Raw genomic sequence first — 24082 nt, 5'->3', positions numbered from 1 at the left:
TTCATTCCTCCCATTGGTCTCATCCGATTTTTTGATGCGGGGCCCGTGAGTTGGCTCTTGCTGTTGTCCCCGCGATGGTCTGCCGTCCCCGCGTCAGTGCGGGAAGGGCCAGAGTCTCAGTTTTTCTTTGGCAACACGCCACAGCTGCGCCAGCCCGTGCGGTTCTGCGATCAGGAAGAACACGATCAGCCCCCCAACGATCACCAGCTGGAAATGCGCCACGATATCAGTCGGCCAGCCCATCACGTCGACGCCCAGAACCTTCAGTACCACCGGCAGCAGCACCAGGAAGGCCGCGCCCGCGAAGGAGCCGAAGATCGAGCCCAGACCGCCGATGATCACCATGAACAGCACCAGGAACGACTTGTTGATGCCAAAGGCCTCGCCGACCTCAACCGCGCCAAGGTAGACCGAGAAGAACAGCGCCCCGGAGATACCGATCAGGAAGCCGGAGACGGCAAAGGCTGTCAGTTTCGCCTTCAGCGGGTTCACCCCGATGATCTCGGCAGCGATGTCCATGTCGCGGATCGCCATCCAGGTCCGGCCCGTTGTGCCGCGCGTCAGGTTGCGGGCGACGATGGCGCAGAACGTCAGGAAGATCAGGCAGAAGAAATAGGTCGCCCAGGCCGGTGCATTGGGACCGGTGATCACGATGCCAAAGACATCCCGCTCAGGCGCGTTGATCTGGCCCGAGGCTGAGTAGTTGTAGAACCACGGCACACGGTTGAACAGCCAGACCAGGAAGAACTGCGCCGCCAGCGTGGCCACCGCTAGGTAAAAGCCCTTGATGCGCAAGGACGGCAGGCCGAAGGCCACACAAACCAGCGCGGTCACCCCCCCCGCCAAAAGAACATGCACGAACATGCTGACTTCGGGGAAGGCGGTCATGAACTTGTAGACCGCATAGGCACCCACAGCCATGAAACCGCCGGTCCCGAGGCTGACCTGACCGCAATATCCGACCAGAATGTTAAGGCCGATGGCCGCGATCGAATAGATCAGGAATGGCAGCAGGATGGCATTCGCCCAGTAGTCGTTGATGACAAAGGGGATGACCAGAAAGGCCACGGCCAGCACCGCGTAGTAACGATAGCGATCGAACTTGATCGGAAACGTCTGGCTGTCATCCTGGTAAGAGACCTTAAAGTCCCCGGCTTCACGGTAGAACATGCTTCAGATGCTCCCTTTTTCCTGCGCGCGGTTGCGGGCCGCTGCGTCCAGTTGATTTGTCTTCTTCGCGTATCCGCTGGCCTCGGCCAGGCGGGCCAGTCGCAGATAGGCGAGGATCCCTGTGAAAAGACCGACAGCAGCCAGAAGAGCGGAGATCACGACCTGGGTGTCGGAAAAATCTCCGGAGGTCAGCGCCAGATAGCCAAAGGCCCAAAATCCAGACCAGGCGATCACATTGACGATGGCAATGAGCTTTCTCATGCGTCTTTCCTCCCTCTTATGTTGCGTTCAGTCTCTTGCGGCGCGGCCCCATCCCTCCCCGAATGGAACCGGCCTTGATGTCATTGGGCTGCGTCAGACCCTTTCGATGATCTTCTCCCCAAAGAGGCCTTGCGGACGGAACACCAGGAACAGCAGCGCCAGTACGTATGCGAACCAGTTTTCAGTCGCGCCGCCGACCATCGGGCCGATAGCAAATTCAAACAGTTTCTCACCCACACCGATGATCAGGCCGCCGACGATGGCGCCCGGGATCGAGGTGAAACCGCCCAGCATCAGAACCGGCAGCGCCTTCAGCGCGATCAGCGACAGCGAGAACTGCACGCCCGACTTGGTGCCCCACATGATACCTGCGACCAGCGCCACGAACCCGGCAACCGACCAGACCAGAACCCAGATGAAGTTCAGCGAGATACCCACAGACAGCGCCGCCTGGTGATCATCCGCCACGGCGCGCATGGCGCGGCCCTGCTTGGTGTATTGGGCAAAGATCACAAGACCGGTCACCAGCAGCGCCGCCACAACGGTCGCCACGATATCAAGGTTGTCGATGAAGAAGCCGTAGCCAAAGATGTTGTAGGTGGTCTCATCAATCCACAGGTTGATGCCCTGCGGGATGCCCACATCCAGCGTCTTGATCTCGGAGCCCCACATCAGGTCAGCCACGCCTTCCAGGAAGTAGGCCAGACCGATGGTGGCCATGAACAGGATGATCGGCTCCTGCCCGACCAGATGCTTCATCACCAGAACCTGCACCAGCCAGGCCAGCAAAACCATGACCGCCACTGTCAGGATCACCGCCAGGAAGGACGGGATCGTCCAACCGAAATGGGTGATATGGCCGCCGAAGACCGCGTTGATCAGATGCGCAAAGGGCACCTGACCATTCATGATCCCCACCAGGGTCATCGCCGCGAACAGCGCCATGACGCCCTGGGCGTAGTTAAAGATGCCGGATGCCTTGTAGATCAGGACAAATCCGAGCGCGACAAGCGCATAGAGCACGCCGGCCATCAGACCGTTGAGCGTGACTTCCATCGCAAAAATCAGTTGTTCAGGCATGTTTCGCCTCCCTCAAGCCGGTCTGATGGTCAGTCATGCGCAACGCCAAGATAGGCGTCGATCACATCCTGGTTGTTGCGGACTTCGTCCGGCGTGCCATCGCCGATCTTCTTGCCGTAATCCATCACGACCACCCGGTCGGACAGATCCATCACCACGCCCATGTCGTGTTCGATCAGAGCGATCGTGGTGCCGAATTCGTCATTCACATCAAGGATAAAGCGGGACATGTCCTCTTTTTCCTCGACGTTCATGCCAGCCATAGGTTCATCCAGCAGCAGCAGGCTCGGCTCGGCCGCAAGGGCGCGGGCCAGTTCCACCCGTTTCTTCAGACCATAGGGCAGACGCGCCACCGGGGTCTTGCGGATGTGTTGGATTTCCAAAAAGTCGATGACCTTCTCCACCGCTTCGCGGTTCTCGGTCTCTTCCTTCTCGGCCTTGCCCTTCCACAGCGCCTGGCTCAGCAGTCCGGTCTTCATGTAGTTGAGCCGTCCGGTCATCACGTTGTCCAGAACACTCATCCCTTCGAAAAGCGCGATGTTCTGGAAGGTCCGGGCGATACCCTGACGCGCCACCTCGTAGGGGCGCATCTGCGGACGCGGCTTGCCCTGATAGAGAACCTGACCTTCCTGCGGGACGTAGAACCCCGAGATCACGTTCAGCATCGAGGACTTGCCCGCACCGTTGGGGCCGATGATCGCGCGGATCTCACCCTGACGGATGTCGAACGAGATGTCCTTGATCGCCACCACACCGCCGAACCGCAGGGTGATGTTCTTCATTTCCATCACCACGCCGCCAATCTTGCGGCCGTCTTCGGTGACGTATCCTTCTTCCATGTCTTTCACGTGCCCAGCCCCTTTTTCTGGCTGCCTGTCTTTGTCGCGCGGATCATTCTGCGGCCACCTGCTGCGGTGTCACCGGAACCACCTTGGCATCGACGATGCTCAGCGTGGCGCTGATGGCGCCCTTGCGGCCGTCCTCATAGGTAACTTCGGTGGTGGTCGAGACCTGATCCGAGCCGTCATAAAGCGCGGTGATGATGTCGGCGAACTTGTCCTCGACGATGCGGCGACGCACCTTGCGGGTGCGGGTCATCTCACCGTCATCCGCGTCCAGCTCCTTGTGCAGCACGACAAAGCGATGCACCTGACAGCCAGACAGCATTTCGTCGGCGGCAACGGATTTGTTCACCTCTTCCACATGCTCCCGGATGCTCTCCAGAACCTTCGGGTGGCCCGCCAGTTCCTGATAAGAGGCATAGGCGATGTTGTTGCGCTCGGCCCAGTTGCCTACGGCAGTCAGGTCGATGTTGATGAAAGCCACGCAACGATCCTTGCCATTACCAAAGAGCACGGCCTCAAGGATGTCGGGGTAGAACTTCAGTTTGTTCTCGACATATTTCGGAGCAAACATTGCACCGCTGGCCATTTTGCCAACATCCTTGGCCCGGTCGATGATGCGCAGGTGGCCCGTATCGTTTTCGATAAAGCCCGCATCGCCAGTCGCGACCCAGCCTTCAGGATCCTTGGTCGAGGCTGTGGATTCCGCGTTCTTGTAATACTCCACGAAAACGCCGGGCGAGCGGTAGAAGATCTCGCCATTGTCGTCGATGCGGATCTCCACATCCGGCGCCGGAACGCCAACCGTATCGGCCCGCACTTCGCCATCGGGCTGCACGGTGATGAAAACGGTGGCCTCGGTCTGACCATAAAGCTGTTTGAGGTTGATCCCCAGCGAGCGATAGAAATCGAAGATTTCCGGGCCGATGGCTTCACCGGCGGTGTATCCGACACGGATGCGGCCATAGCCAAGGGTATCTTTCAGCGGACCGTAGACCAGAATGTCACCCAGCTTGTACTTCAGCCGGTCCATCAGCCCCACGGGCCTGCCGTCCAGGATGTCGCCGCCGACCTTCTTGGCGTGGGCCAGGAAGTGGTGGAACATCTTGCGCTTCAGCGGACCTGCATCTTCCATCCGGATCATGACGCTGGTCAGCTGACCTTCGAAGACGCGCGGCGGAGCAAAGAAATAAGTCGGACCGATTTCCCGCAGGTCCGTCATCATGGTGTCCTGGCTTTCCGGGCAGTTCACGCAGAAGCCGCACCAGTAGGCCTGACCGATCGAGAAAATGAAGTCCCCAACCCAGGCCATCGGCAGGTAGGAAAGGATGTTCTCGTTGCGGGTCAGCTTATCGAAATCAGCCGAGTTCTTGGCGCTTTCGATCACGTTGCGGTTGGACAGGACAACGCCTTTTGGCTTGCCCGTCGTCCCGGAAGTATAAAGCATCACGCAGGTGCTGTCGTAGGTCAGCTTGGCCTTGCGCGCCTTCAGATCCGGGATCCATTCGTCATAGGCGGCGCGGCCCTGCTCCTGCACGTGGCTGTACTGGTGCAAGGCATGGTGGTCGTATTTCCGCATGCCGCGCGGATCCAGATAGATCACATGCTCCAGCTGGTGCAGCTGCTCCTGAATCTCGATCACCTTGTCGACCTGTTCCTGGTCTTCGGCGATCACATAGCGGGCGCCGCAATGATCCAGCACATAGGCCAGTTCCTCGGCGGCAGAGTCGTTGTAGACCGGCACCGGAATGGCGCCGACGGACTGCGCCGCAACCATCGACCAGTAAAGGTAGGGGCGGTTGCGCCCAATGATGGCGATGAAATCGCCTTCCTTGATGCCTAGGTTGATCAGGCCAAGCGCCAGCGCTTCGATCTCCTTGGCGATTTCCGCCCAGGTCCAGCACTGCCAGATTCCGAATTCCTTTTCCCGGTAAGCCGGCTGATTAGCGAATTCCGTGGCGTTACGTTCAAGCAGCGCCGGCAGAGACAATAGTCCTGCGGCGCCCGACTGCGTCTGAGCCAATTTTATCTCCTCCCTTTCCGGCCTCCCCTGGCCGGATGATCGCTGTTCCGCGATTCTGATCCCGATTAGGACCTGTCTGATGGTAGTGCGTCAACTTTTTCCTGATGTTTTCCCAATTCTTACGAATTGTAACAGGATCACAGGAATGTGTTCCGGCCTGTTTCACATCCCCTCAACCACCGCAGATTTACCGCGACACCGAGACCCGCAAAATGCGCCACGCGCCCTCACGCCGCAGCAGACCACCTCTTTGCCGCGCCGCCGCACAGTGGTAGCCATAGCGCGGGAGAACATATGAAACAGTCAGACAAACAACGCGCCGCTATGACGACCGCCGGGCTCAACCTGATCGCTCAGGCGCTGTCGATCTACGATAGCGATCTGCGGCTGGCAGTTTGCAATCGCCGGTTCAAGGAGATGTTCGCCCTGCCGGACAGGCTGGTAACCCCCGGCGCGCGCTTTGACGAAACCATCCGGTATATCGCCGAAAGCGGCGAATACGGCCCGATCGAGGATATCGACGAATTTGTCGACTCCCGCGTCGAACAAGCGCTTGCCTTTGTTCCACATTATCTGGAACGCACCCGCGCCAACGGGCAGGTGATCTCGATCGAAGGGGCGCCACTTTCGCAGGGGGGCTGGGTGTCGGTCTATACCGATATCACCCGGACAAAACGGGTCGAACTATTGCTGCGGGCCCGGTCCGAGGAAATGTCGGACCGTCTGATCGCCCATACCGAAGAACTGTCGGCAGCAAACCGCGAACTGGCCGCCACTAACAGCGCCTTGGAAGAAGCCAAACGCCAGCTCACCGAGATCGAGGCCCGCACCCGTCTGACGACGGAAATGATGCCGGCCCATATCGCCCACGTGGATGGCGAAGGCTATTACACCTTCACCAACCGGCGGCTCAGCTCGGTCTTTCCGGGCCGTCCCTCGGACATTCTGGGGATGCATATCTCGGATGCGCTGGGGCCATCTGCGTTTGCCCGGATCGAACCACATCTGATGGCGGCCTACAAAGGTGGCAGCCCGGTCTTTGAGTTTACCGAGGAGCACGGCAGCCGCCGCATCCGCGTCGCCTTTACCCCGGACAACAGCGGCGGCGTCTTTATCCTGTCGATGGATGTGACCGAGGAAACCCAGGCCCGCGTCGCCCTGCAACAGGCCCGCCGCCGCGAAATGGCGGCGCAGATGACCTCCGGCCTTGCGCATGACTTTTCCAACCTTCTGACCATCATCCTCGGCATGCAGGGCAAACTGGCCAAGATGGATCTGCACCCCGAAGCGGATGAGCTAATCCAGGGCACCCTTTCAGCGGCACGGCGGGGTGGGCGGCTTCTGAACCGCATCGGGGAAATGACAGGCCAGCGCACCCTGCGCCCGCAGGCCACCGACATGCATGTGCTGCTCAATGAGCTGAAGATCCTCGCCTCGCCCTCGCTGCCGCAGGGCATCGGCCTCAGCATTCTCGACAATACGCCCGACGTGATGCTGCTGCTGGATGCGGGCAAATTGCAGGACGCGCTGCTGAACCTTATTTTCAACGCCCGCGACGCCTGCGGCACCACCGGGCAGATCACCGTCAGCGTCCATGCGGTCGGGGAAACCTGGCTGGAAATCAGCGTCAGCGACACTGGTCCCGGCTTTTCCCCCGAGGCGCTGAAACAGGCGCTGAACCCGTTTTTCACCACCAAGGGCAGCGAAGGCTCGGGCCTGGGTCTGCCGACCGTTTATGACATGGCGAAATCCACAGGCGGCGACATGCGCATCGCCAATACGGTCTCAGGCGCCAGCGTCACCCTGCGCCTGCCCTACCGGCTGGCGCCGGATGCCTCGGGCGGGATCGCGCTGCTCGTCGAAGACAGCGAAAGCCTACGCGCCACCTTTCGCGACATGCTGATCGACCTTGGCTATTCCGTGATTGAGGCCACCAGCGTAGACGAAGCCTCGGCCCTGACCGCTGACATTCCGGACATGGCGCTGGTGCTGTCCGACATCCGGCTGGAAGGTGAGGCCACCGGGATCGATCTGGTCGACCGGCTGGCCGGATCCTCCCTGCCCTGCATCCTGATGACGTCGCTGCCCCCGGGCGATGCCATGCATCGGGAGGCTTTGAAACGCGGGCCTGTTCTGCAAAAACCCTTTACCACGCAGCAGCTGTCGGCGCTGATCACACCGGAGACCCCTTCATGACCGCGCCTCTTGTCACCATTCTGGACGATGAACCCGAAATCCGCCGGATCCTGACCGAGACCCTGGAAGAGGCCGGTTTCCGCACCCAGAGTTTTTCCCGGGCGCGCGAATTCGAAGCTTCCTTGAAACGGGTGACGCCAGATGTCTGCCTCGTTGACCTGTCGCTGCCCGACACCGATGGGCTGACACTTGTGCACAGGCTGGCGCTGGAGCAGGGCGCGGCGGTGATCATCATTTCCGGTCGCGCGCAGGTGCAGGACCGGGTGACCGGGTTGGAGCTGGGCGCTGATGATTACATCACCAAACCCTTTGATCCCACCGAAGTCGTCGCCCGTATCCGCGCCCGTCTGCGCGGCGGCCCCCGCGCCCAGGTGCAAAGCGGGAATTCGGCGCAGTTCTCTGGCTGGACGGCTCATTTCGATCGCTATGTTCTGGAGGATGAAACCGGCGGCGAAACGCCCTTTTCCCATGCCGAGGGCGAAGTGCTGCGGCTGTTTCTGGACAGTCCCAAAAGGCTGATCTCCCGCGCCCAGATGCAAGAGGCGCTTGGCGGCGCAGCCGGGGACAGTTTCGACCGGGCCATGGATGTGCGTGTGTCACGCCTGCGCACCAAATTGCGCGAAGATCCCAAGAACCCACGGCTGATCAAGACCATCTACGGCGCAGGCTATATTTTCCTCGGCGATGTGAACTGGCTCTGAGGCTGATCATCGGCTGTCGGCATCGGGCGGCAGGATGCCCGGAACAAACCAGCGGTGCAAAAGTGATCCCGGCCCGTGCGGGTTCACCATCCTTTCTCTTGCCGACCCGAATCACCGCGATTAGAATCGCCTCATGGCTACCTGTCTTCTCTATCGTGAAACATCATCCCGGCCCTCCCGGTTTTACCGGATCGAACTGGCGATGAACCTGTTTTCCGAGGTCTCTGTCCTTCGGGAATGGGGCGTCGCAGGGCGCGATGGGCAAAGCGTGATCAACATCTATGGCAACCTGCGCGAGGCGTCGGTTGCCGCTGACAGCCACCGCAACCGCATGATCAAACGCGGCTATAACCGCGACGGACTGGCATCGCAGGCCACCGCCGACTGATCACGCAGCACGCTCCGGCGACCCGTAGGCCGCCGGTTTCTGCATTTAATTTCTGTTCACAGGGTCGCGGCCGCCCGGGCCAAAACTTCCAGCCCCAGCGTCAGATCGGCTTCGTCCGTGTCCTCGTCAAAGGCGTGGCTGATGCCGCCGATTGACGGTACAAAGAGCATCCCGGTTGGCATGACCCGCGCCACATTGGCCGCATCGTGCAGCGCCCCCGACGGCATATCACGCCATTGCTGCGGCGCCAGATCTTCGGCCGCCGTGCGTAGGGCCGCCTGAATGCGGTCATCCATGGCAACGGGTTCGATGCCCATCACCGGTCCCATCTCCACCTCCACGTCGCGTTCCGCTGCGATCTCGTCACAGGTCTGACGGATAATCTGTTCCATCTCCAACAGCCGCGCGGCCTCCGCATCACGCCACTGCATGGAGAAGGTCACCCTGCCCGGCACCACCGAAGACGCATTGGGGTGCAGCGCCACATGGCCAAGGGTCCAGACGGTTGCCGGGGTGACGATCTCGGCAAAACGTTCGTTCAGGCGGGTGTTGAAGGCCGAAAGCGCCTGAAAGGCATCCTGCCGCAGATGCATCGGCGTCGTGCCCGCATGGTTCTGACGACCGGTAAAGGTGATCCGCATATCCCGGATGCCAACGATATTGGTGACAACACCGATCTTTTCGCCGGTGGTGTCCAGGGTAGGCCCCTGTTCGATATGCATTTCCAGAAAGCCAGTGAACAGATCCGTCGGCACGGGTTTTTCCGTCCCTTCTTTCATCCGCTGCCGCGCGGCCCGCAGCGTCTGCCCCTCGTTATCGGTCTGCTGATCCGCATCCGCCATCGACAGCCGCCCGGTCCAGACGTCCGATCCGGTCAGAACACCGAAACGCCCCTCTTCATCCTGAAAGCTGACAACGGAAATCGGCGGCCCTCCGGCCTCTTTGCTGGCGCGGGCGATTTCCAAGCCGGCAATGACGCCCAGCGCCCCGTCGAGCCATCCGCCTTCGGGTTGGCTGTCGCTGTGCGAACCGATCAGCAAGGATTTCTCCCCGGCAATGCCAAAAAGATTGCCAAGCCGGTCAAACCGAACCTCAAGCCCCGCTTCCTGCATGCGGCTCGCCAGCCAGCGGCGCGCGGCGATGTCCACCGCGGTATAGGCCGGACGAACCACACCTTTCCCGACCCCGGAGGCCCCGAACGAGCGCAGAGTATGCAGATCCGCCAAGAATCTCTGGGGGTTGATCTTCATTCCGGGTTCTCCCTTGGTCACGGTCTTGTGTACGGCCCGTCAGTTCCAACGGGTGTTAACCTACATCTTCCATCATTTGCGTTATGTCCACATTTTGTTAACCTTTTTCCGGAACGTCGTTCCTGCATTTTTTTCACGCGTGCCAAATCGGCACCCGGTAAATTTCACGCCATCCCTGAAACCTTCCTTCCATGTCGCGGGCTGCTCACCTAAGAGTCAGGCCAAAGATCAGAGGAACGGAAGCGATGTCTCATATCACGCTGATCCGCCACGGGCAGGCAAACACCGAGGCCCGCGACGAGCACAGCTATGACCGGCTCAGCGATCTGGGCCATCAGCAGGCGGCCTGGCTGGGTGAGCATCTGCGCGCCAGCGGCGCCAGCCATCCCCGTATCTATTGCGGCACCCTGACCCGGCACATCGAAACCGCTGCGGGTATGGGATATACCGAAGAGGTGGTGCAGGATCCCCGTCTCAACGAGATGGAGTATTTCACCCTCGCCCAGGCGATGGAGAAACAGCACGGGCTGGCCATCCCGCAGGAACGCGAAGGCTTCATTGCCCACCTGCCGCAGGTGCTGGCCGCCTGGGCAGAAGGTGAAATCGATGATGCCCCCGAAAGCTGGAACGATTTTGAAACCCGCACCCAAGCGGCCCTGTCCGAAATCGCGGCGGGAGAAGGTCCGGCATTGGTGGTGACCTCGGGCGGTCTGATCTCCATGGCGATGCGTCAGGCGATGATGCTCGAAATCACCGGCATGGCCCGGATGGCGCTCGCGATCATGAATACCTCGATGCACCGTCTGTTCCCCATTGGCGGGCACTGGTCGCCGGTACTGTTCAACGCGGTACCCCATCTGGAAACACCCGACCGCCATTTTGCACAGACCCATCTTTGACCGCAGGTTTGACCACCATTTGACCATGGGGCAGACCGCCCGCGACAGAATTGAAGGACGAAACAGATGCAGCTTTATTACGCCCCCGGCACGATCTCGATTGCAGTGGCCATCGCGCTTGAGGAAGCCGGTATCACCTATGAAGCGGTCAAGGTCGATTTTGCCTGCGCCGAGCAGACAAAACCCGCCTATGGGCAGATCAATCCCAAGGGCCGCGTGCCCGCGCTGGCGGTCGAGGGCGGCATCCTGACCGAAACCGGTGCGCTGCTGGACTATATCGCCGATCTTGCACCCGACGCAGACCTGCGCCCCGAAGACCCGGTTCTGAAGGCCCGCATGCGCGAGGTGATGTACTACCTTGCCTCGACCATGCACGTGAACCACGCCCACAAGATGCGCGGCAGCCGTTGGGCCAGTCAGCAATCCTCGTTTGAGGACATGACAGCGAAAGTGCCAGAAACCATGGCCGCCTCTGCCGCCTACATCAGCGAAAACGGCCTTAAAGGGCCCTTTGTGCTGGGTGATGAGATCAGTATCGCCGATTGTTATCTGTTTGTGGTGTGCAGCTGGCTCGAAGGGGACGGGGTTTCGGTTGCGGATTATCCCAAGATCCGGGATTTCATGGCGACAATGGATCAGCGCCCCTCGGTGCGCGCAGTCCGCGCCAAGGGCATGCTTTGATATTTGAGTGAAGGACGACAAGAGAATGACTCATCTCTGGGTACGGGCCGAGCAGCGCCCGAATGAAGAACGGGTCGGGCTGACCCCCGAAGGCGCCAAGGCGCTGATCGATGCAGGCATCAAGGTCACGGTCGAGAAAAGCTCGGTCCGGGCGATCCCCTTGCAGGGCTATGTGGATGCAGGCTGCGATATCGCCGCCGAAAACAGCTGGCCCACGGCCCCGGCAGAGGCAATCATCTTTGGCCTGAAAGAACTTCCCGAGGACGGCACGCCTCTGCCGCACCGCCACATCATGTTCGGCCATGCCTTCAAGGGTCAGCACTCGGGCAAGGCGTTGCTGGAGCGGTTCCGCCAGGGTGGCGGCACGCTTTATGACCTGGAATATCTGGTGGACGAAAGCGGCCGACGGGTTGCGGCCTTTGGCTATTGGGCCGGCTATGCAGGTGCGGCGGTGACGCTGAAATGCTGGGCCGCCCAGCAGCGCGGCGATATCTGCGGCCCGGTTGGTGTCTTCAAAGACAAGGATTCGCTGATTGCCGATCTGTCCTCCGAGCTGTTCGCGCTGAAAGCCCCCCGCCCCACCGCCATCGTGATTGGAGCCCTCGGGCGTGTTGGCACTGGCGCGGCGGATCTGCTGGAGACCATGGGCGTCATCGTTACCAAATGGGACATGGCGGAAACCGCCAATGGCGGTCCCTTCCCGGAAATCCTGGAGCACGATCTGTTCCTCAACTGCATCTTTGCGCGCCCCGGCACGCCTGTGTTTGTACCGCAATCTGCTCTGACCGAGCCGCGCAAGCTGACCGCCATCGGCGATGTCGCTTGCGATCCGGACAGCGATTACAACCCGGTGCCGGTCTATGACCGCGCCACCACCTGGGATGCCCCTGCCCTGCGCGTGGCCAAGGATCCGGTTCTGGACGTGATGGCCATCGACAACCTGCCCTCAATGCTGCCCGCCGAAAGCTCGGTCGATTACGCCGAGCAGCTTTTGCCCTCGCTTCTGACGCTGGGCGATCTCGGCAGCGGTGTCTGGGGCCGGGCCAAAGCAACCTTTGATGAAAACATGGGCAACTGATGGAACTTTACATCGGATATCTGGCCGGCACGATGGGCACGATCTGCTGGATCCCCCAGGCCTGGCGCGCGTGGAGCACGCGGGACACCTCGGGCCTGTCGCTAGCGGCCAACCTGATGTTCCTTCTCACCGTCTCGCTCTGGCTCATCTACGGGCTTATGGTGGGCGACATGCCTTTGATCCTGGCCAACTTCTGTGCCTTGCTGATCGTGATCAGCATCGTTCTGGCCAAACTGAAATACAAATAAGGGAGTACCACTCATGACCATCCACTGGTGCGGAACCGGCCTGTCGGCCATCCCCGGCCTGCGCCGCCTTCTGGAGGCGGGCCATGACGTTGCGGTGTGGAACCGCACCCCCGAAAAGGCGCGCGAAGCGGTGGGCGATCTGACCACCAACATTCACGCCTTTTCCATCGCCAACCTGGCCCAGATGCTGAGCCCGGAGGACGTTGTTGTCTCCATGCTGCCCGGCGACTGGCACGTGGAGCTGGCCGAACTGGCGATCTCCAAAGGCGCGCATTTCGTGTCCTCCTCCTACATTGCGCCGGAAATGCGCGCGCTGGATGACAAGGCGCGCGAAGCAGGCGTGGCCCTGGTGAACGAGGTCGGCCTTGATCCCGGCATCGACCACCTGATGGCCCACGCGCTTGTGCAGGATTACAAGGCATCGGACGCCTATGATGCCGAGAACCACATCAGCTTTATCTCTTACTGCGGTGGCATTCCGAAGACCCCGAACCCGTTCCGCTATAAATTCAGCTGGTCGCCGCTTGGCGTGCTGAAGGCGCTGCGTTCACCCTCGCGGTCGGTGCGGGATTATTCCGAGCTGCGCGTGGACCGGCCATGGGATGCGATCAGCAGCTATGACGCGCCGCTGCCCACCCCGGAAAGCTTTGAGGTCTACCCGAACCGCGACTCGCTGCCCTTCATGGCGCAATACGAGTTCGAAGAGGCCTGGCCGGTGAAGGAATTCGTGCGCGGCACCCTGCGCCTCAACGGCTGGTCCGAGGCCTGGGCCGATGTCTTCAAGGAAGTAGAGACCCTGGAAGGCGAAGCAGGCGATGCCCGCCTGAAAGAGATGTCCGACCAGTTCTGGGACGAAAATGCCTATGACGAAGGTGAAGCGGACCGGGTCGTGCTCTGCGTCAGCCTGAAGGCGGAAAAGGACGGCAAGGTCGTTTGGCACAAGACCTATGTGATGGATGCCTGGGGCGACGAGCGCGGCACCGCCATGGCGCGCCTTGTGTCCTATCCGGTCAGCTTCGCCATCGAGGCGGTGATGAACCGACAGATCCCGGCCGGCGTACACGCCGCCCCCAGCGATCCCAAGCTGATCGAGAAATGGATGGGCGAGATCGGCAAGCTGGCCCAGCATCTGGAAGTCATCAACCACGCAGGCTGAACCAAAACGGCTCTGCCAACACAAAGACCCGCTCAGGCGGGTCTTTATTTTTTGTGAGGCGCCCTTCAGCGACCGATCACATCGTCTTCTATATCCCCGACATCCACACCGATGGCCTCCAGCCCGGCCTCGATATTGTCGGCCAGATGCGGCGTTCCGATAAGGTAATCGGCGGTCGGGGTGGTGGCTTCGCTGCGAGCCGTCGCAAGCGCCTCTGACAGCTCTTCCGCCTCGAAACTGCCGCGACCGATCCACATGATCGCGGTCAGCTCGGCCTGCTCATCGACGCTCATCCGGTCGATAAAGGCGCGCAGCTCCCCTTCGGCCCGGTCCAGTTCCCGGGCCATCATCGCCACCTGGGCGACCTTGCGGGCGGAAATCTCCAACATCGTTCGTCTCCTGCTGTTCGCGGTTCTCCCGGTATCAGACAGCAGTGTCCTCTCCGGGTCTTTGATCTGGGGCAAAGCCGCCTTGTCCCCATCCGAAGATGTCGAGCCCGCTGCTACGCCCGCGCAGATGCACCGGTGGCAGGGCAATCCAGCCGTCGCGCGCGGGCTTTGCTCCGGCGGCGTCAAACAGGGCGGCAGAGGCTATGATCCGGGCATCTTCCTGCCGTGTTAGCTGCTCCAGCCGCGCCGCGATATTCACTGTATCGCCAAAGACGCTGTATTCCAAACGCTCGGCATTGCCGACCACGCCGGAGAAGACCTCGCCCCAGTGCAGGCCGATCCCCGCCTCGACAGGCCCTTCCCCCGCCTCCAGGCGCAAGGCCGTCCAGCGCTGCAGTTCTTCATCCAGCGCCCCGGCGCAATCGAGCGCTCGCTGCGCCCCGTCCTCACCTTCGAACAGGATCATCGCGGCATCGCCGATGTATTTGTCGATCAGCCCCTCGCTGCGCGCCGCCGCCAGCTGCACCCGGCGGCGGAACTCGGTTACATAGGCGCTGACCTCATGCGGATCACGATCTTCGGACCAGCTGGTAAAGCCGCGGATATCGATGAACAGAACCGCCATCTGCTGCCGCTGCCCCTGCCGCAACTCCTCCAGCCCACCGCCCGCCAGCCGCCCGGCCAGCTGCGCCGGCAGGTAGCGGGTCAGGTTGGTGCGCGCCTGCGCCTCGGTGATCGAGCGGTGCAGCAGCAGCCGCATGCGGTAGGCCGCCACCACCAGAACCAGACCGGCCAGACCGATCATCGCGATGCGGATGATATTTGGCGGCATCGCCAGCAGAAAGGTCGCCCGCTCTGCCGCATCGGACGTGACCTGTTCCGGCTGCCACAACACCATCCACCCCAGCCCCACCGCGATCAGTGCCACGGTATAGGCCTGCAGATAGGGATTGAACCGCAGCACGGCAAAGGACAGCACAGCTGGCACCAGCCAGATCGGCGGCAGCAGAAAGGTGACGCCCCCCGGCAAGGCGGTGTTTTCAAGCCCCACCCAGACATTCACCAGCATGAAGGCACAGTCCAGCGTCACGCCGGGCCAGACCATCCAGCCGCGGAACCGGCCACTTTGCGCCAGCCACAGGGTAAACACCCCGACAAGCAAGTAGGAAAACATCGTCGCCAGCGCAAAAAGCCACTGACGGCGCAAATAGTCTTCCACCGTATCAACAGTTTCCCAGACCGTCGCAAAGAACACCCCGAACAGACCCAGCGACACCGCAATCCGCAACAGGGCCACCACCCGTTCGGCATCCACCTCGGCCTGTTTCAGCAGCCCCCGGTCCGGTGTCAGAGACGTCATCTCTCCGGATGCTCCAGCGGCACCACGGTCCCGGTTGGATCCGCCCCCTGGTCGATCTCTTCAAAGTCGAAGTTGTCGAGCCGCTGCGCCCGGCGCCCGGCCTTGTCCGCGCTGATCTTGATCTCGGCAACATCCTTGGCCGCTTGAGTGAAATGCCGGTCCAGATTGCCGACGCGCTCGCCCAGCCGTTCCACATCGCGGTGCAAAAGGCCCAGCTCACTGCGGATGGCCCCCGCCTGTTCGCGCATGCGAGCGTCCTTCAGGATCGCGCGCATGGTGTTCAGCGTCGCCATGCAGGTGGTGGGCGAGACGATCCAGACCTTCGCCGCAAACCCTTCGCGCACCACGCCGGTGAAATTGGCGTGCAGCTCGGCATAGACCGCTTCGGAGGGCAGGAACAGGATCGCACCATCAGCGGTTTCGCCCTCAATGATGTACTTCTCGGATATTGCCCGAATATGCGCCCGCAAGGCCGTTTTCATCTGCCGCGCCGCATAGGCCAGCTCATCCTGGGTTTCGGCCCGGCGCAGTGCCTCATAGGGTTCCAGCGGGAATTTGCTGTCGATCACGATCGGCCCCGGCGGGTTCGGCAGATGCACCAGACAATCGGCGCGCTTGCCGTTGCTGAGCGTCGCCTGCAGCGTATAGGCATCCGCAGGCAGTGCCTTTGAGACGATGTCGTTCAGCTGGATCTCCCCAAAGGCGCCCCGGGTCTGCTTGTTCGACAGAATATCCTGAAGGCTCAGCACATCGCCCGACAGTTTGGTGATATTGTCCTGCGCCTTGTCGATGGTCGCCAGCCGCTCCTGCAGCTGCGTCAGAGAGGTCACCGTGCGTTTGGCGCTGCCGTGCAGGCTTTCCTGCATGCGCTCCTGCATTTCGGCCATAGCGCGGGACTGACGCAGGGCATTGTCGGCCAGCCTATCGTTCATATGCTGCTGCACATCCGTCAGCCGTGCCTCGACCGTCTGCACCATCTGCACCTGCGCGTTGGCCTGCATATCCGACACATGCTGCAAACCGCCGCGCAGCTGCTGTACGGACTGGCCCAGATATTCCATTTGCTGCGCCAAGGGCGCCACCGCCGAGGCCGCCCGCGCCGAAGCGCGCATGGAGAGGAACAGCAGCAGGATCAGCAGCGCCGCAAAGCCGCCCGCCATCAGGGCCAGCGGCCCGACCTGATCCATGGCTGCCAAGGCCTCCTCCACGCTGTCCATCACGTGCGTCCGAACAGACGTTCGATATCCGCCAGTTTCAGCTCCACATAGGTGGGGCGGCCATGGTTGCACTGGCCGGAATGGGGCGTCGCCTCCATTTCCCGCAGTAGCGCATTCATCTCTTCGCCGCGCATCCGCCGCCCGGAACGGATCGAACCATGGCAGGCCACCCGGCTCAGGATCGCCTCCAGCCGCGCCTGCACCAGCTGACTTTCGCCCTGATCGTCCAGCTCATCAAGGATGTCCTTCACCATGGCCTCGGCGTTGACCTCGCCGAGGATCGCGGGGGTTTCCCGCACCGCCACGGCGTTGCCGCCAAAGGCCTCGATGCCAAGACCGAATTTACCCAGCTCATCCGCCACCGCCAGCAAGCGGGCGCAGTCATTGTCGGAGAGTTCGACGATTTCCGGGATCAGCAGCGCCTGCGCCGCGACACCGTTTTCACCCATCTGACGCTTCAGCTTTTCATAGACCAGCCGCTCGTGGGCGGCGTGCTGATCGACGATCACCATGCCATCGGCAGTCTGGGCGATGATGTAGTTTTCATGCACCTGACCGCGCGCTGCGCCCAATGGCAGGGCCTCGGCCTGCGCCTCCTGCACGCCCGGTTCCGCGGGCTGCACGGGCTCTTCGATGGTCTGGCCGCTGAAGGCGCTGCGCATCTCGGCAAAGCCTTCGCTCTGCGGCGGCGGAGAGGGTTGATAAGGCGGCACCGGCACGTAATCCGGGCGCTGCGCGCTATAGGCGGCCGCGCGGGCCCCCATCGAGGGGCGGTCCATCTGGTAGACATGCGGCGCGGACTGCCGGGTGGCCTGTTCCGGGCGCATGGCGCCCAGCGTCGCCCCGGCCACGGTAGTCGATGCACGGTGCCCGGCCTCGGCCAGCGCATGCCGCAGGGCCGAGACGATCAGCCCGCGCGCAAGCCCCGGATCGCGGAAGCGGACCTCGGATTTGGCGGGGTGCACGTTCACATCGACCAGGGTCGGATCGCAATCGATGAACAGCGCCGCCACCGGATGGCGGTCCCGGCTGAGGAAATCGAAATAGGCCGCACGCAGGGCGCCGGTCAGCATCTTGTCCTTCACCGGACGCGTGTTCACAAAGAGGAACTGCGCCACAGCTGCGCCGCGGGAATAAGTCGGCAGCGCCGCGTAGCCATAAAGCCGCAAACCTTCGCGGGTGGCGTCGATCTTCAGCGCGTTTTCGGCAAACTCCCGCCCCAGCACCGAGCCGAGCCGCCCGTGCAGCGCATCGAACAGATCGCCAGACAGGGGATCGGCGCGGAAGGTGACGCGCCCCTCGCCGCCGCCGGACACATCCCGCAGGGTGAAGCCAACAGAGGGTTCGGCCATGGCGAGGCGCTTGATCACATCGCCGATCGCCTGCGCCTCGGCCCGGTCGGTACGCATGAATTTGAGCCGCGCCGGGGTCGCATAGAACAGATCGCGCAGCTCGACCACGGTACCCGCGCGCAGGGCTCCGGGCTTCACCGGCTCCATGCCGCCGCCCGCCACGCGGATCTGCGCCGCATCATTGCCTGCGGCGCGGCTGGTGATCGTGAGGCGCCCTACAGCGCCAAGGCTGGGCAGTGCCTCGCCCCGGAAGCCGAAGGTATGGATGTTGAGCAGGTCCGATCCGTCGATCTTCGAGGTGGCATGGCGCGACAGCGCCAGCGGTAGATCCTCCGGCGTCATGCCACAGCCATCATCGGTGACCCGGATCAGGGTCTTGCCACCATCAGCGATCTCCACCGTGATCCGCGTGGCGCCTGCGTCGATGGCGTTCTCCACCAGTTCCTTCACGGCCGAAGCGGGGCGTTCAATCACCTCACCCGCCGCGATCCGGTTGATGGCGCTGTCCTCCAGCTGCCGGATGACGGGGCGGGAATTGTCGCGGATTTGGGGGTCTGGGCTGCTCATACCGCAAAATTTAGCATGGAGCCCTTCGATTCTGCCACCCGCAAAGCGCGCGAGGCAGCGGCGGATTACCCTCCGGCAGGCGCCCCCGCGCGACGGCGACAAGGGCCGAACCGGGCCGTCACCGCCAGGATCATGCCCGAGACGGCAGCGATCATGCCCGCCGCGCTGACCGCATCCGTACCGCCCAGCCACAGCGGCCCATAGCCCGCCAGAACATAGCCAAGCACCGCCGACAGCACCGCAAAGACGACGCTCCAGCCGACCTGCGCCTCCAGCCGGTTGGTCATCATCCGCGCGGCCGCAGGCGGGCAGATGAACATGGCGATGACGATGATCGACCCCACCGCATCAAAGGCGGCGACCGCCGCCACCGCAGCGGTGACCACCAGCGCCAGTCCCAGCAGATTGGTGCGGATCCCCAGCGTGCGGGCGAAGCCTTCGTCGAAGGTCGAGATTTTCAGCGCCCGCCAGAACAGCGCGATGAAGGCCACCACGCCCAGCAGCGTCAGCCCCATGCGCGGCAACTCCGGTGGCAGATAGCGCAGCGCCTCGGCATCCCAGAGAGAGGACCAGCCGGTAGCATCCAGCCAGATCAGACTTTCGAGGTTACCATAAAGCGCATGTTCCACGTCCAGATGCACGGTGGAGGTATCGGTCTGTTCCAGCAGCAGCACACCGGCGGCAAACATGGTGGTAAAGATCACCCCCATGGCCGCGCCCGGCTCAATCCGGCCCAGACGGCGCACCGCCTCGATCAGGATGACAGCGGTGACGGCTGCGCCCGCCGCGCCCAGCAGCATCGGCCCGGCTGCAATCGCTCCGGTCAGTAGGAAGGCCACCACGATGCCCGGCAACACCACATGGCTGATGGCGTCTCCGATCAGGGCCTGTCGGCGCAGCAGCAGGAAATTGCCCGGCAGCGCGCAGGCCACGGCGGCAAACGTACCGATCAGCAGCGGCGTCAGCGACAGGGGAACGAATTCAGAGCCCATCATCCTGCGGGAACCTCCTGCGGGCCGCCGATGCGGCGGTCGATTTCGCTGATCTGATCGCGGGTCAGCACGGTTTCAATCTCGCGAAGCCCGTCATAGAGCGCGGCGGCGGCCTCATGCGCCAGATCGCTGCGCACCAGTTCCCAGCGTTTTTCGTCGCGCAAGGCCTTGGCGGCGCGGGCGCGCCCCTTGTCGGTGGCCACTCCGTCAGCGCGCACCAGCCCGGCACGGCGCAACAGCCGCAGGGTCAGCGGTTCGTAGATCGGTTGCCCCTGTGCCAGCGCCAGCAATCCCTGCCGCAGATGCACCCGGCGCTGGAACCGCTGGTGGCGCAGCACCGCTGCCAACACGCCGCGCCCGGGCGCAAAAAGCAAGGACAGGGCAAAGAGCACAAAACTGACCAGAACGATGATCGGCCCGGTTGGCAGGTTGGGCGCCGAGGCGGAAATCGCCGCGCCGACATAGGCAGAGACACCGCCTGCCAGCCCCGCATAGACCACGACACGGTCCGACCGCTCGGTCCAGAAACGCGCGGTGACGGCGGGAATGATCAGCAGGGCGACGATCAGGATCAGGCCGACGATCTTTAGCCCCACCACGGTTACAGCCATGACGAGCCCCATCATCAACAGATCGATGCGGTGCACCGGCAGGCCGCGCGCAGCGGCATATTCGGGGTCAAAAGCCACCATCATCATCGGTCGCCGCGTCAGGAGGATCACCAGCAGGGCCGCTGCACTGCCTGCGGCGATGATCATCGCATCGCTGAACAGCATGCCGGCGGTCGATCCCAGAAGGAAGCCCTCAAGCCCCGCCTGCCGTCCAACGCCCAGCGTCTGGATCACCGTCAACAGCACGATCCCCAACCCGAAGAACACAGACAGGACCGCGCCGATGGCTGCATCCTCGGCCAGACGGGTGTTGCGGGTCAGCCAGTTCATGCACCAGAGGCCCAGCGCCGCCGACAGGGCAGACCCCAGCAGCAGCCCCGCCAAGTTGCGCCCGTCACCGCCCAGGAACACCATCACCAAAAAGGCAATGGCAACACCGGGCAGGGTTGCATGGCTGACCGCATCGCTGACCAGCGCCCGTTTGCGCAGGAACAGGAAGGTGCCGGTAATCCCAGCGGCGCCGCCCAAAAGGGCCGCCCCAAGGGAGACCAGCGTGGCGTTGTAGCCCAATTGCAGGAAAAGCGCGTCCATCAACATGGGATCAAACCTTTGCCGCCGCCAGCTGATCGATCTGCGCCGTCGCGAGGCGCCCGCCATAGGCGGCCTGTAGGGTTTCCGCGGTAAAGGCCTCGGCGACCGGGCCTTCGGCAACCTTTCGGGTGTTGATCAGAAAGACATTGTCGAAATATTCCGCGACGGTGGCCAGATCGTGGTGCACCACCACAACCGTCTTACCCGCAGCACGCAGGGATTTCAGGACGGTGATGATGGCCTTTTCTGTCGCGGCATCCACCCCGGCAAAGGGTTCGTCCAGCAGGTACAGGTCCGCATCCTGCGCCAGTGCGCGGGCCAGGAACACCCGCTGCTGCTGGCCACCCGAAAGCTGGCCGATCTGGCGGTCGGCGAAATCGCCCATGCCGACCCGATCCAGACAATCGCGCGCCACGGTCCGGTGATGACCCCGGATCCGGCCCAGCAGCCCCAGTTCTCGATAGAGCCCCATCATTACTACGTCGATGACACGGGTCGGGAAGTCCCAGTCGATGCTGGCGCGCTGCGGCACATAGGCGATGCGGGCGCGCATTGCCTCCAATGGGCGGCCAAAGACCTGCACCCGGCCGGACACCGGCGGCACGATCCCAAGTGCGGATTTCAAAAGGGTCGATTTACCCGCCCCGTTGGGTCCGATGATGGCCGTCATCTTGCCCGGCTCGACCGTCATGTCGACACTGAAGACAGCGGGTTTCTCTCCGTAGGTAACGGTGAGGCCGCGAATGGCCAGCGGGCTGTTTTCCGGGGAAGTCGATGCGATGTCTGCCCCGGCATCGCGCACAAGTTCAACCGTCTGTGTCATGATCAAAGCCCCGCCGACAGTTTGCCATCCATGCCGCGCTCTGGCACATCTGCGCCCAGCGCCCCGGCGATGGTGGTCACGTTGTGGTCCAGCATGCCTAGATAGGTGCCCTCATAGCTGCCATCGGCGCCCATCGCGTCCGAGAACAGCTCGCCCCCGATCTGCACCTCGTGGCCCTGCGCCGCCGCACCTTCGATCAGGGCGCGCATGGAACGGTCCGACACCGAACTTTCGACAAAGACCGCCGAGATTTTGCGCTCAACCAGTAGATCGACCAGTTCACCGATCCGATTCAGCCCCGCTTCGGATTGGGTCGAGATGCCTTGAATGCCCAGCACCTCGAAGCCGAAATCGCGGCCAAAATAGCCAAAGGCATCATGTGCGGTGACCAGCACCCGGTTGTTTTCCGGCACGGTTGCCAGCGTTTTGCTTGCGTAGGCGATCAACCGGTCCAGATCCGCCAGATGTGCCTGAGCATTGGCCGCAAAGATTTGCGCCTCGGCAGGGCGGGCTTCGCTCAGCACCGCAGCGATATCCATCACCACCCGTTTCCACAGGTTCGGCGTCATCCAGACATGCGGATCGAACTTGTTCTCGTAATCGTCATGGGCCCGCAAGAGATCCTTTGGCAGACCTTCGGCCACCGCGACCACATTCCGCTTGCGGGACAGATCGTGCAGGAAGCTTTCCATCTGCGCCTCAAGGTAGAGACCGTGATACAGCACCAGATCCGCCCGGGTCATCGCGACGATATCCGACCGGGTCTGCCGGTAGGCGTGGGGATCGACCCCCGGCCCCATCAGGGCGCGCACCTCAACCGCATCACCGCCGACCTGACGCGCGGCATCCGCGATCATGCCCGTGGTAGCTACGATCTTCAGCGGTGCCTCGGCCACGGCGCGACCCGCCGCAAAGGCCAGTATCAGCGGCAGTACCAGCAACAGCGCAAGCCGCATCAGGCCATTGAGCGAAACTCTCATCCTCGTTCTCCTTCATGCCGGTTTTCAGGCCGGTGTTGAAGGCAATATGAGAACGATTCTCAAAACTGTCAATGTAAATGCGAATTATTCTCAACAAAGAGAGCTGGTTTTTCCAAACGGTCAATTTACTGCACGGAAAGCAGGCGGCTTGCTTGCCAAGATGCCGCACCCGTGCGACTTTCGCGCAGAACTTTGGTGAGGATCCCCGCAATGGAAAGCCACATCTCCGCGCAAAGCACTCAGGCCAATGCCGCGGGCGACGCGCAGCTGCCGCAGGTCGGTGAGCCGCGCAATCCCGGCATGGAGCTGGATCTGGACTGGGCGCTTGGCCTGCAGGCCAATACTTCGGCGATTGAGCGGCGTTGTGCGACGCTGCCCGGACGCCGTAGCGTCAAGAAAGACTATCAGGCTGCGTGGCTGCTGAAGGCGATCACCTGCATCGACCTGACCACGCTTTCCGGCGATGATACCGCGGGGCGGGTGCGCCGCCTGTGCGCCAAGGCGCGCCAGCCAGTGCGCGCGGACATTCTACAGGCGCTTGGCACCCCGGATATCACCACCGGCGCCGTTTGCGTCTACCACGACATGATCGCCCCGGCGGTTACCGCGCTCAAGGGCACCGGTATTCCGGTCGCAGCGGTCTCCACCGGGTTTCCAGCTGGGCTGTCGCCCTTCCATCTGCGCGTTGCCGAGATCGAGGAAAGCGTCAAGGCAGGCGCCCATGAGATCGATATCGTGATCTCGCGCCGCCACGTTCTGAGTGGCAACTGGCAGGCACTCTATGATGAGATGAAAGCCTTCCGCGCCGCTTGCGGCGATGCCCATGTGAAGGCGATCCTCGCCACCGGTGAACTGGGATCCTTGCGCAACGTCGCGCGCGCCTCGATGATCTGCATGATGGCGGGCGCCGATTTCATCAAGACCTCTACCGGCAAAGAAAGCGTCAATGCCACCCTGCCGGTCAGCCTTGTGATGATCCGCGCCATCCGCGACTATCACGAACGCACCGGTTACCGCGTCGGCTATAAACCCGCCGGCGGTATTTCCAAGGCCAAGGATGCGCTGGTCTACCTGTCGCTGATCAAGGAGGAGTTGGGCGACCGCTGGCTGCAGCCCGACCTGTTCCGCTTTGGCGCCTCTTCCCTGCTGGGAGATATCGAACGCCAGCTAGAACACCATGTCACCGGCGCCTATTCCGCGGGCTACCGCCACGCGATGGGCTGAGGA

General features: G+C 62.3%; 24 protein-coding genes. 10 read left to right on the top strand and 14 right to left on the bottom strand.

The genetic code is table 11. From position 1 onward, the window contains the following. Positions 1–93 precede the first annotated feature (93 nt). From AC5SSZ_RS22985 to AC5SSZ_RS22965, 5 genes are all read right to left on the bottom strand, one after another. Entirely contained in the window at positions 94–1170 is a 1077-nt protein-coding gene (locus tag AC5SSZ_RS22985; protein ID WP_065271782.1) for a branched-chain amino acid ABC transporter permease, read from the bottom strand. 3 nt (positions 1171–1173) lie between these two features. Then, the gene (locus tag AC5SSZ_RS22980) at positions 1174–1431 is read right to left on the bottom strand and encodes a hypothetical protein (RefSeq protein ID WP_065271783.1); all 258 of its coding nucleotides are present in this window, start codon (positions 1429–1431) and stop codon (positions 1174–1176) included. Between the two features lie 93 nt (positions 1432–1524). Further along, on the bottom strand, positions 1525–2511 hold the full coding sequence (locus tag AC5SSZ_RS22975; protein ID WP_065271784.1) for a branched-chain amino acid ABC transporter permease: 987 nt from the start codon (positions 2509–2511) through the stop codon (positions 1525–1527). A 29-nt stretch (positions 2512–2540) separates the two neighbouring features. After that, positions 2541–3350, bottom strand: coding sequence for an ABC transporter ATP-binding protein (locus AC5SSZ_RS22970; protein ID WP_116560346.1), 810 nt, complete (start codon positions 3348–3350; stop codon positions 2541–2543). Positions 3351–3402: 52 nt separating this feature from the next. Then, a complete protein-coding gene (locus AC5SSZ_RS22965; protein WP_274838150.1) occupies positions 3403–5376 on the bottom strand; it encodes an AMP-binding protein in 1974 nt (657 codons plus the stop codon). Between the two features lie 294 nt (positions 5377–5670). On the opposite strand from AC5SSZ_RS22965, the gene AC5SSZ_RS22960 reads away from it, so the two are divergent. The 3 genes from AC5SSZ_RS22960 to AC5SSZ_RS22950 all read left to right on the top strand — a co-directional run bounded on the left by AC5SSZ_RS22960 (position 5671) and on the right by AC5SSZ_RS22950 (position 8661). After that, positions 5671–7572: a hybrid sensor histidine kinase/response regulator gene (locus tag AC5SSZ_RS22960; RefSeq protein ID WP_495440295.1), complete on the top strand. Its 1902-nt coding sequence runs from the start codon at positions 5671–5673 to the stop codon at positions 7570–7572. After that, the gene (locus AC5SSZ_RS22955; protein ID WP_065271788.1) at positions 7569–8273 is read left to right on the top strand and encodes a response regulator transcription factor; all 705 of its coding nucleotides are present in this window, start codon (positions 7569–7571) and stop codon (positions 8271–8273) included. The genes AC5SSZ_RS22960 and AC5SSZ_RS22955 overlap by 4 nt, the downstream gene beginning before the upstream one ends. A 133-nt stretch (positions 8274–8406) precedes the next feature. Continuing rightward, positions 8407–8661: a WGR domain-containing protein gene (locus AC5SSZ_RS22950; RefSeq protein WP_065271789.1), complete on the top strand. Its 255-nt coding sequence runs from the start codon at positions 8407–8409 to the stop codon at positions 8659–8661. 56 nt (positions 8662–8717) lie between these two features. Here the strand turns inward: AC5SSZ_RS22950 and AC5SSZ_RS22945 are convergent, their stop codons facing one another. Beyond that, positions 8718–9911 carry a hydantoinase/carbamoylase family amidase gene (locus AC5SSZ_RS22945; RefSeq protein ID WP_495440294.1) on the bottom strand — a complete coding sequence of 398 codons (1194 nt, stop codon included), beginning with the start codon at positions 9909–9911 and terminating at the stop codon, positions 8718–8720. 245 nt (positions 9912–10156) lie between these two features. On the opposite strand from AC5SSZ_RS22945, the gene AC5SSZ_RS22940 reads away from it, so the two are divergent. The 5 genes from AC5SSZ_RS22940 to AC5SSZ_RS22920 all read left to right on the top strand — a co-directional run bounded on the left by AC5SSZ_RS22940 (position 10157) and on the right by AC5SSZ_RS22920 (position 13973). After that, a complete protein-coding gene (locus tag AC5SSZ_RS22940) occupies positions 10157–10810 on the top strand; it encodes a histidine phosphatase family protein (protein ID WP_495440292.1) in 654 nt (217 codons plus the stop codon). Between the two features lie 66 nt (positions 10811–10876). Continuing rightward, on the top strand, positions 10877–11491 hold the full coding sequence (locus tag AC5SSZ_RS22935) for a glutathione S-transferase family protein (protein WP_495440291.1): 615 nt from the start codon (positions 10877–10879) through the stop codon (positions 11489–11491). A 25-nt stretch (positions 11492–11516) separates the two neighbouring features. Beyond that, positions 11517–12569, top strand: coding sequence for a saccharopine dehydrogenase (locus tag AC5SSZ_RS22930; protein WP_274835298.1), 1053 nt, complete (start codon positions 11517–11519; stop codon positions 12567–12569). Next, positions 12569–12817: a SemiSWEET family sugar transporter gene (locus AC5SSZ_RS22925; RefSeq protein ID WP_065271793.1), complete on the top strand. Its 249-nt coding sequence runs from the start codon at positions 12569–12571 to the stop codon at positions 12815–12817. Before AC5SSZ_RS22930 ends, AC5SSZ_RS22925 begins: the two co-directional genes overlap by 1 nt. A gap of 13 nt (positions 12818–12830) precedes the next feature. Continuing rightward, the gene (locus tag AC5SSZ_RS22920) at positions 12831–13973 is read left to right on the top strand and encodes a saccharopine dehydrogenase family protein (protein ID WP_495440288.1); all 1143 of its coding nucleotides are present in this window, start codon (positions 12831–12833) and stop codon (positions 13971–13973) included. Positions 13974–14038: 65 nt separating this feature from the next. On the opposite strand, the gene AC5SSZ_RS22915 is transcribed toward AC5SSZ_RS22920, so the two are convergent. The 8 genes from AC5SSZ_RS22915 to AC5SSZ_RS22880 all read right to left on the bottom strand — a co-directional run bounded on the left by AC5SSZ_RS22915 (position 14039) and on the right by AC5SSZ_RS22880 (position 22855). Beyond that, entirely contained in the window at positions 14039–14362 is a 324-nt protein-coding gene (locus AC5SSZ_RS22915) for a DUF3775 domain-containing protein (RefSeq protein ID WP_065271795.1), read from the bottom strand. 34 nt (positions 14363–14396) lie between these two features. Beyond that, a complete protein-coding gene (locus AC5SSZ_RS22910; RefSeq protein ID WP_495440285.1) occupies positions 14397–15722 on the bottom strand; it encodes an adenylate/guanylate cyclase domain-containing protein in 1326 nt (441 codons plus the stop codon). Further along, the gene (locus AC5SSZ_RS22905) at positions 15719–16939 is read right to left on the bottom strand and encodes a DNA recombination protein RmuC (RefSeq protein WP_495440284.1); all 1221 of its coding nucleotides are present in this window, start codon (positions 16937–16939) and stop codon (positions 15719–15721) included. Before AC5SSZ_RS22905 ends, AC5SSZ_RS22910 begins: the two co-directional genes overlap by 4 nt. Beyond that, positions 16939–18858, bottom strand: coding sequence for a DNA mismatch repair endonuclease MutL (gene mutL, locus AC5SSZ_RS22900; protein ID WP_495440282.1), 1920 nt, complete (start codon positions 18856–18858; stop codon positions 16939–16941). Before mutL ends, AC5SSZ_RS22905 begins: the two co-directional genes overlap by 1 nt. A gap of 65 nt (positions 18859–18923) precedes the next feature. Then, the gene (locus AC5SSZ_RS22895) at positions 18924–19853 is read right to left on the bottom strand and encodes a metal ABC transporter permease (protein ID WP_274829836.1); all 930 of its coding nucleotides are present in this window, start codon (positions 19851–19853) and stop codon (positions 18924–18926) included. Further along, entirely contained in the window at positions 19850–21058 is a 1209-nt protein-coding gene (locus AC5SSZ_RS22890) for a metal ABC transporter permease (RefSeq protein WP_495440279.1), read from the bottom strand. The genes AC5SSZ_RS22895 and AC5SSZ_RS22890 overlap by 4 nt, the downstream gene beginning before the upstream one ends. 4 nt (positions 21059–21062) lie before the next feature. Beyond that, a complete protein-coding gene (locus AC5SSZ_RS22885) occupies positions 21063–21875 on the bottom strand; it encodes a metal ABC transporter ATP-binding protein (RefSeq protein ID WP_274833047.1) in 813 nt (270 codons plus the stop codon). Positions 21876–21877: 2 nt separating this feature from the next. Next, entirely contained in the window at positions 21878–22855 is a 978-nt protein-coding gene (locus AC5SSZ_RS22880; RefSeq protein ID WP_495440278.1) for a metal ABC transporter solute-binding protein, Zn/Mn family, read from the bottom strand. On the opposite strand from AC5SSZ_RS22880, the gene AC5SSZ_RS22875 reads away from it, so the two are divergent. Both AC5SSZ_RS22875 and deoC read left to right on the top strand, forming a co-directional pair. After that, a complete protein-coding gene (locus AC5SSZ_RS22875; protein ID WP_495440276.1) occupies positions 22839–23054 on the top strand; it encodes a hypothetical protein in 216 nt (71 codons plus the stop codon). The two genes, AC5SSZ_RS22880 and AC5SSZ_RS22875, sit on opposite strands and share 17 nt — an antisense overlap. Before the next feature lie 11 nt (positions 23055–23065). Further along, on the top strand, positions 23066–24079 hold the full coding sequence (deoC, locus tag AC5SSZ_RS22870; RefSeq protein WP_495440275.1) for a deoxyribose-phosphate aldolase: 1014 nt from the start codon (positions 23066–23068) through the stop codon (positions 24077–24079). Positions 24080–24082: the final 3 nt, after the last annotated feature.

Source organism: Phaeobacter sp. CC-HEC084, from assembly GCF_059429255.1.
Note: the sequence above shows the minus strand (reverse complement) of the source record. Positions and strands in the feature narration are given on the sequence as shown.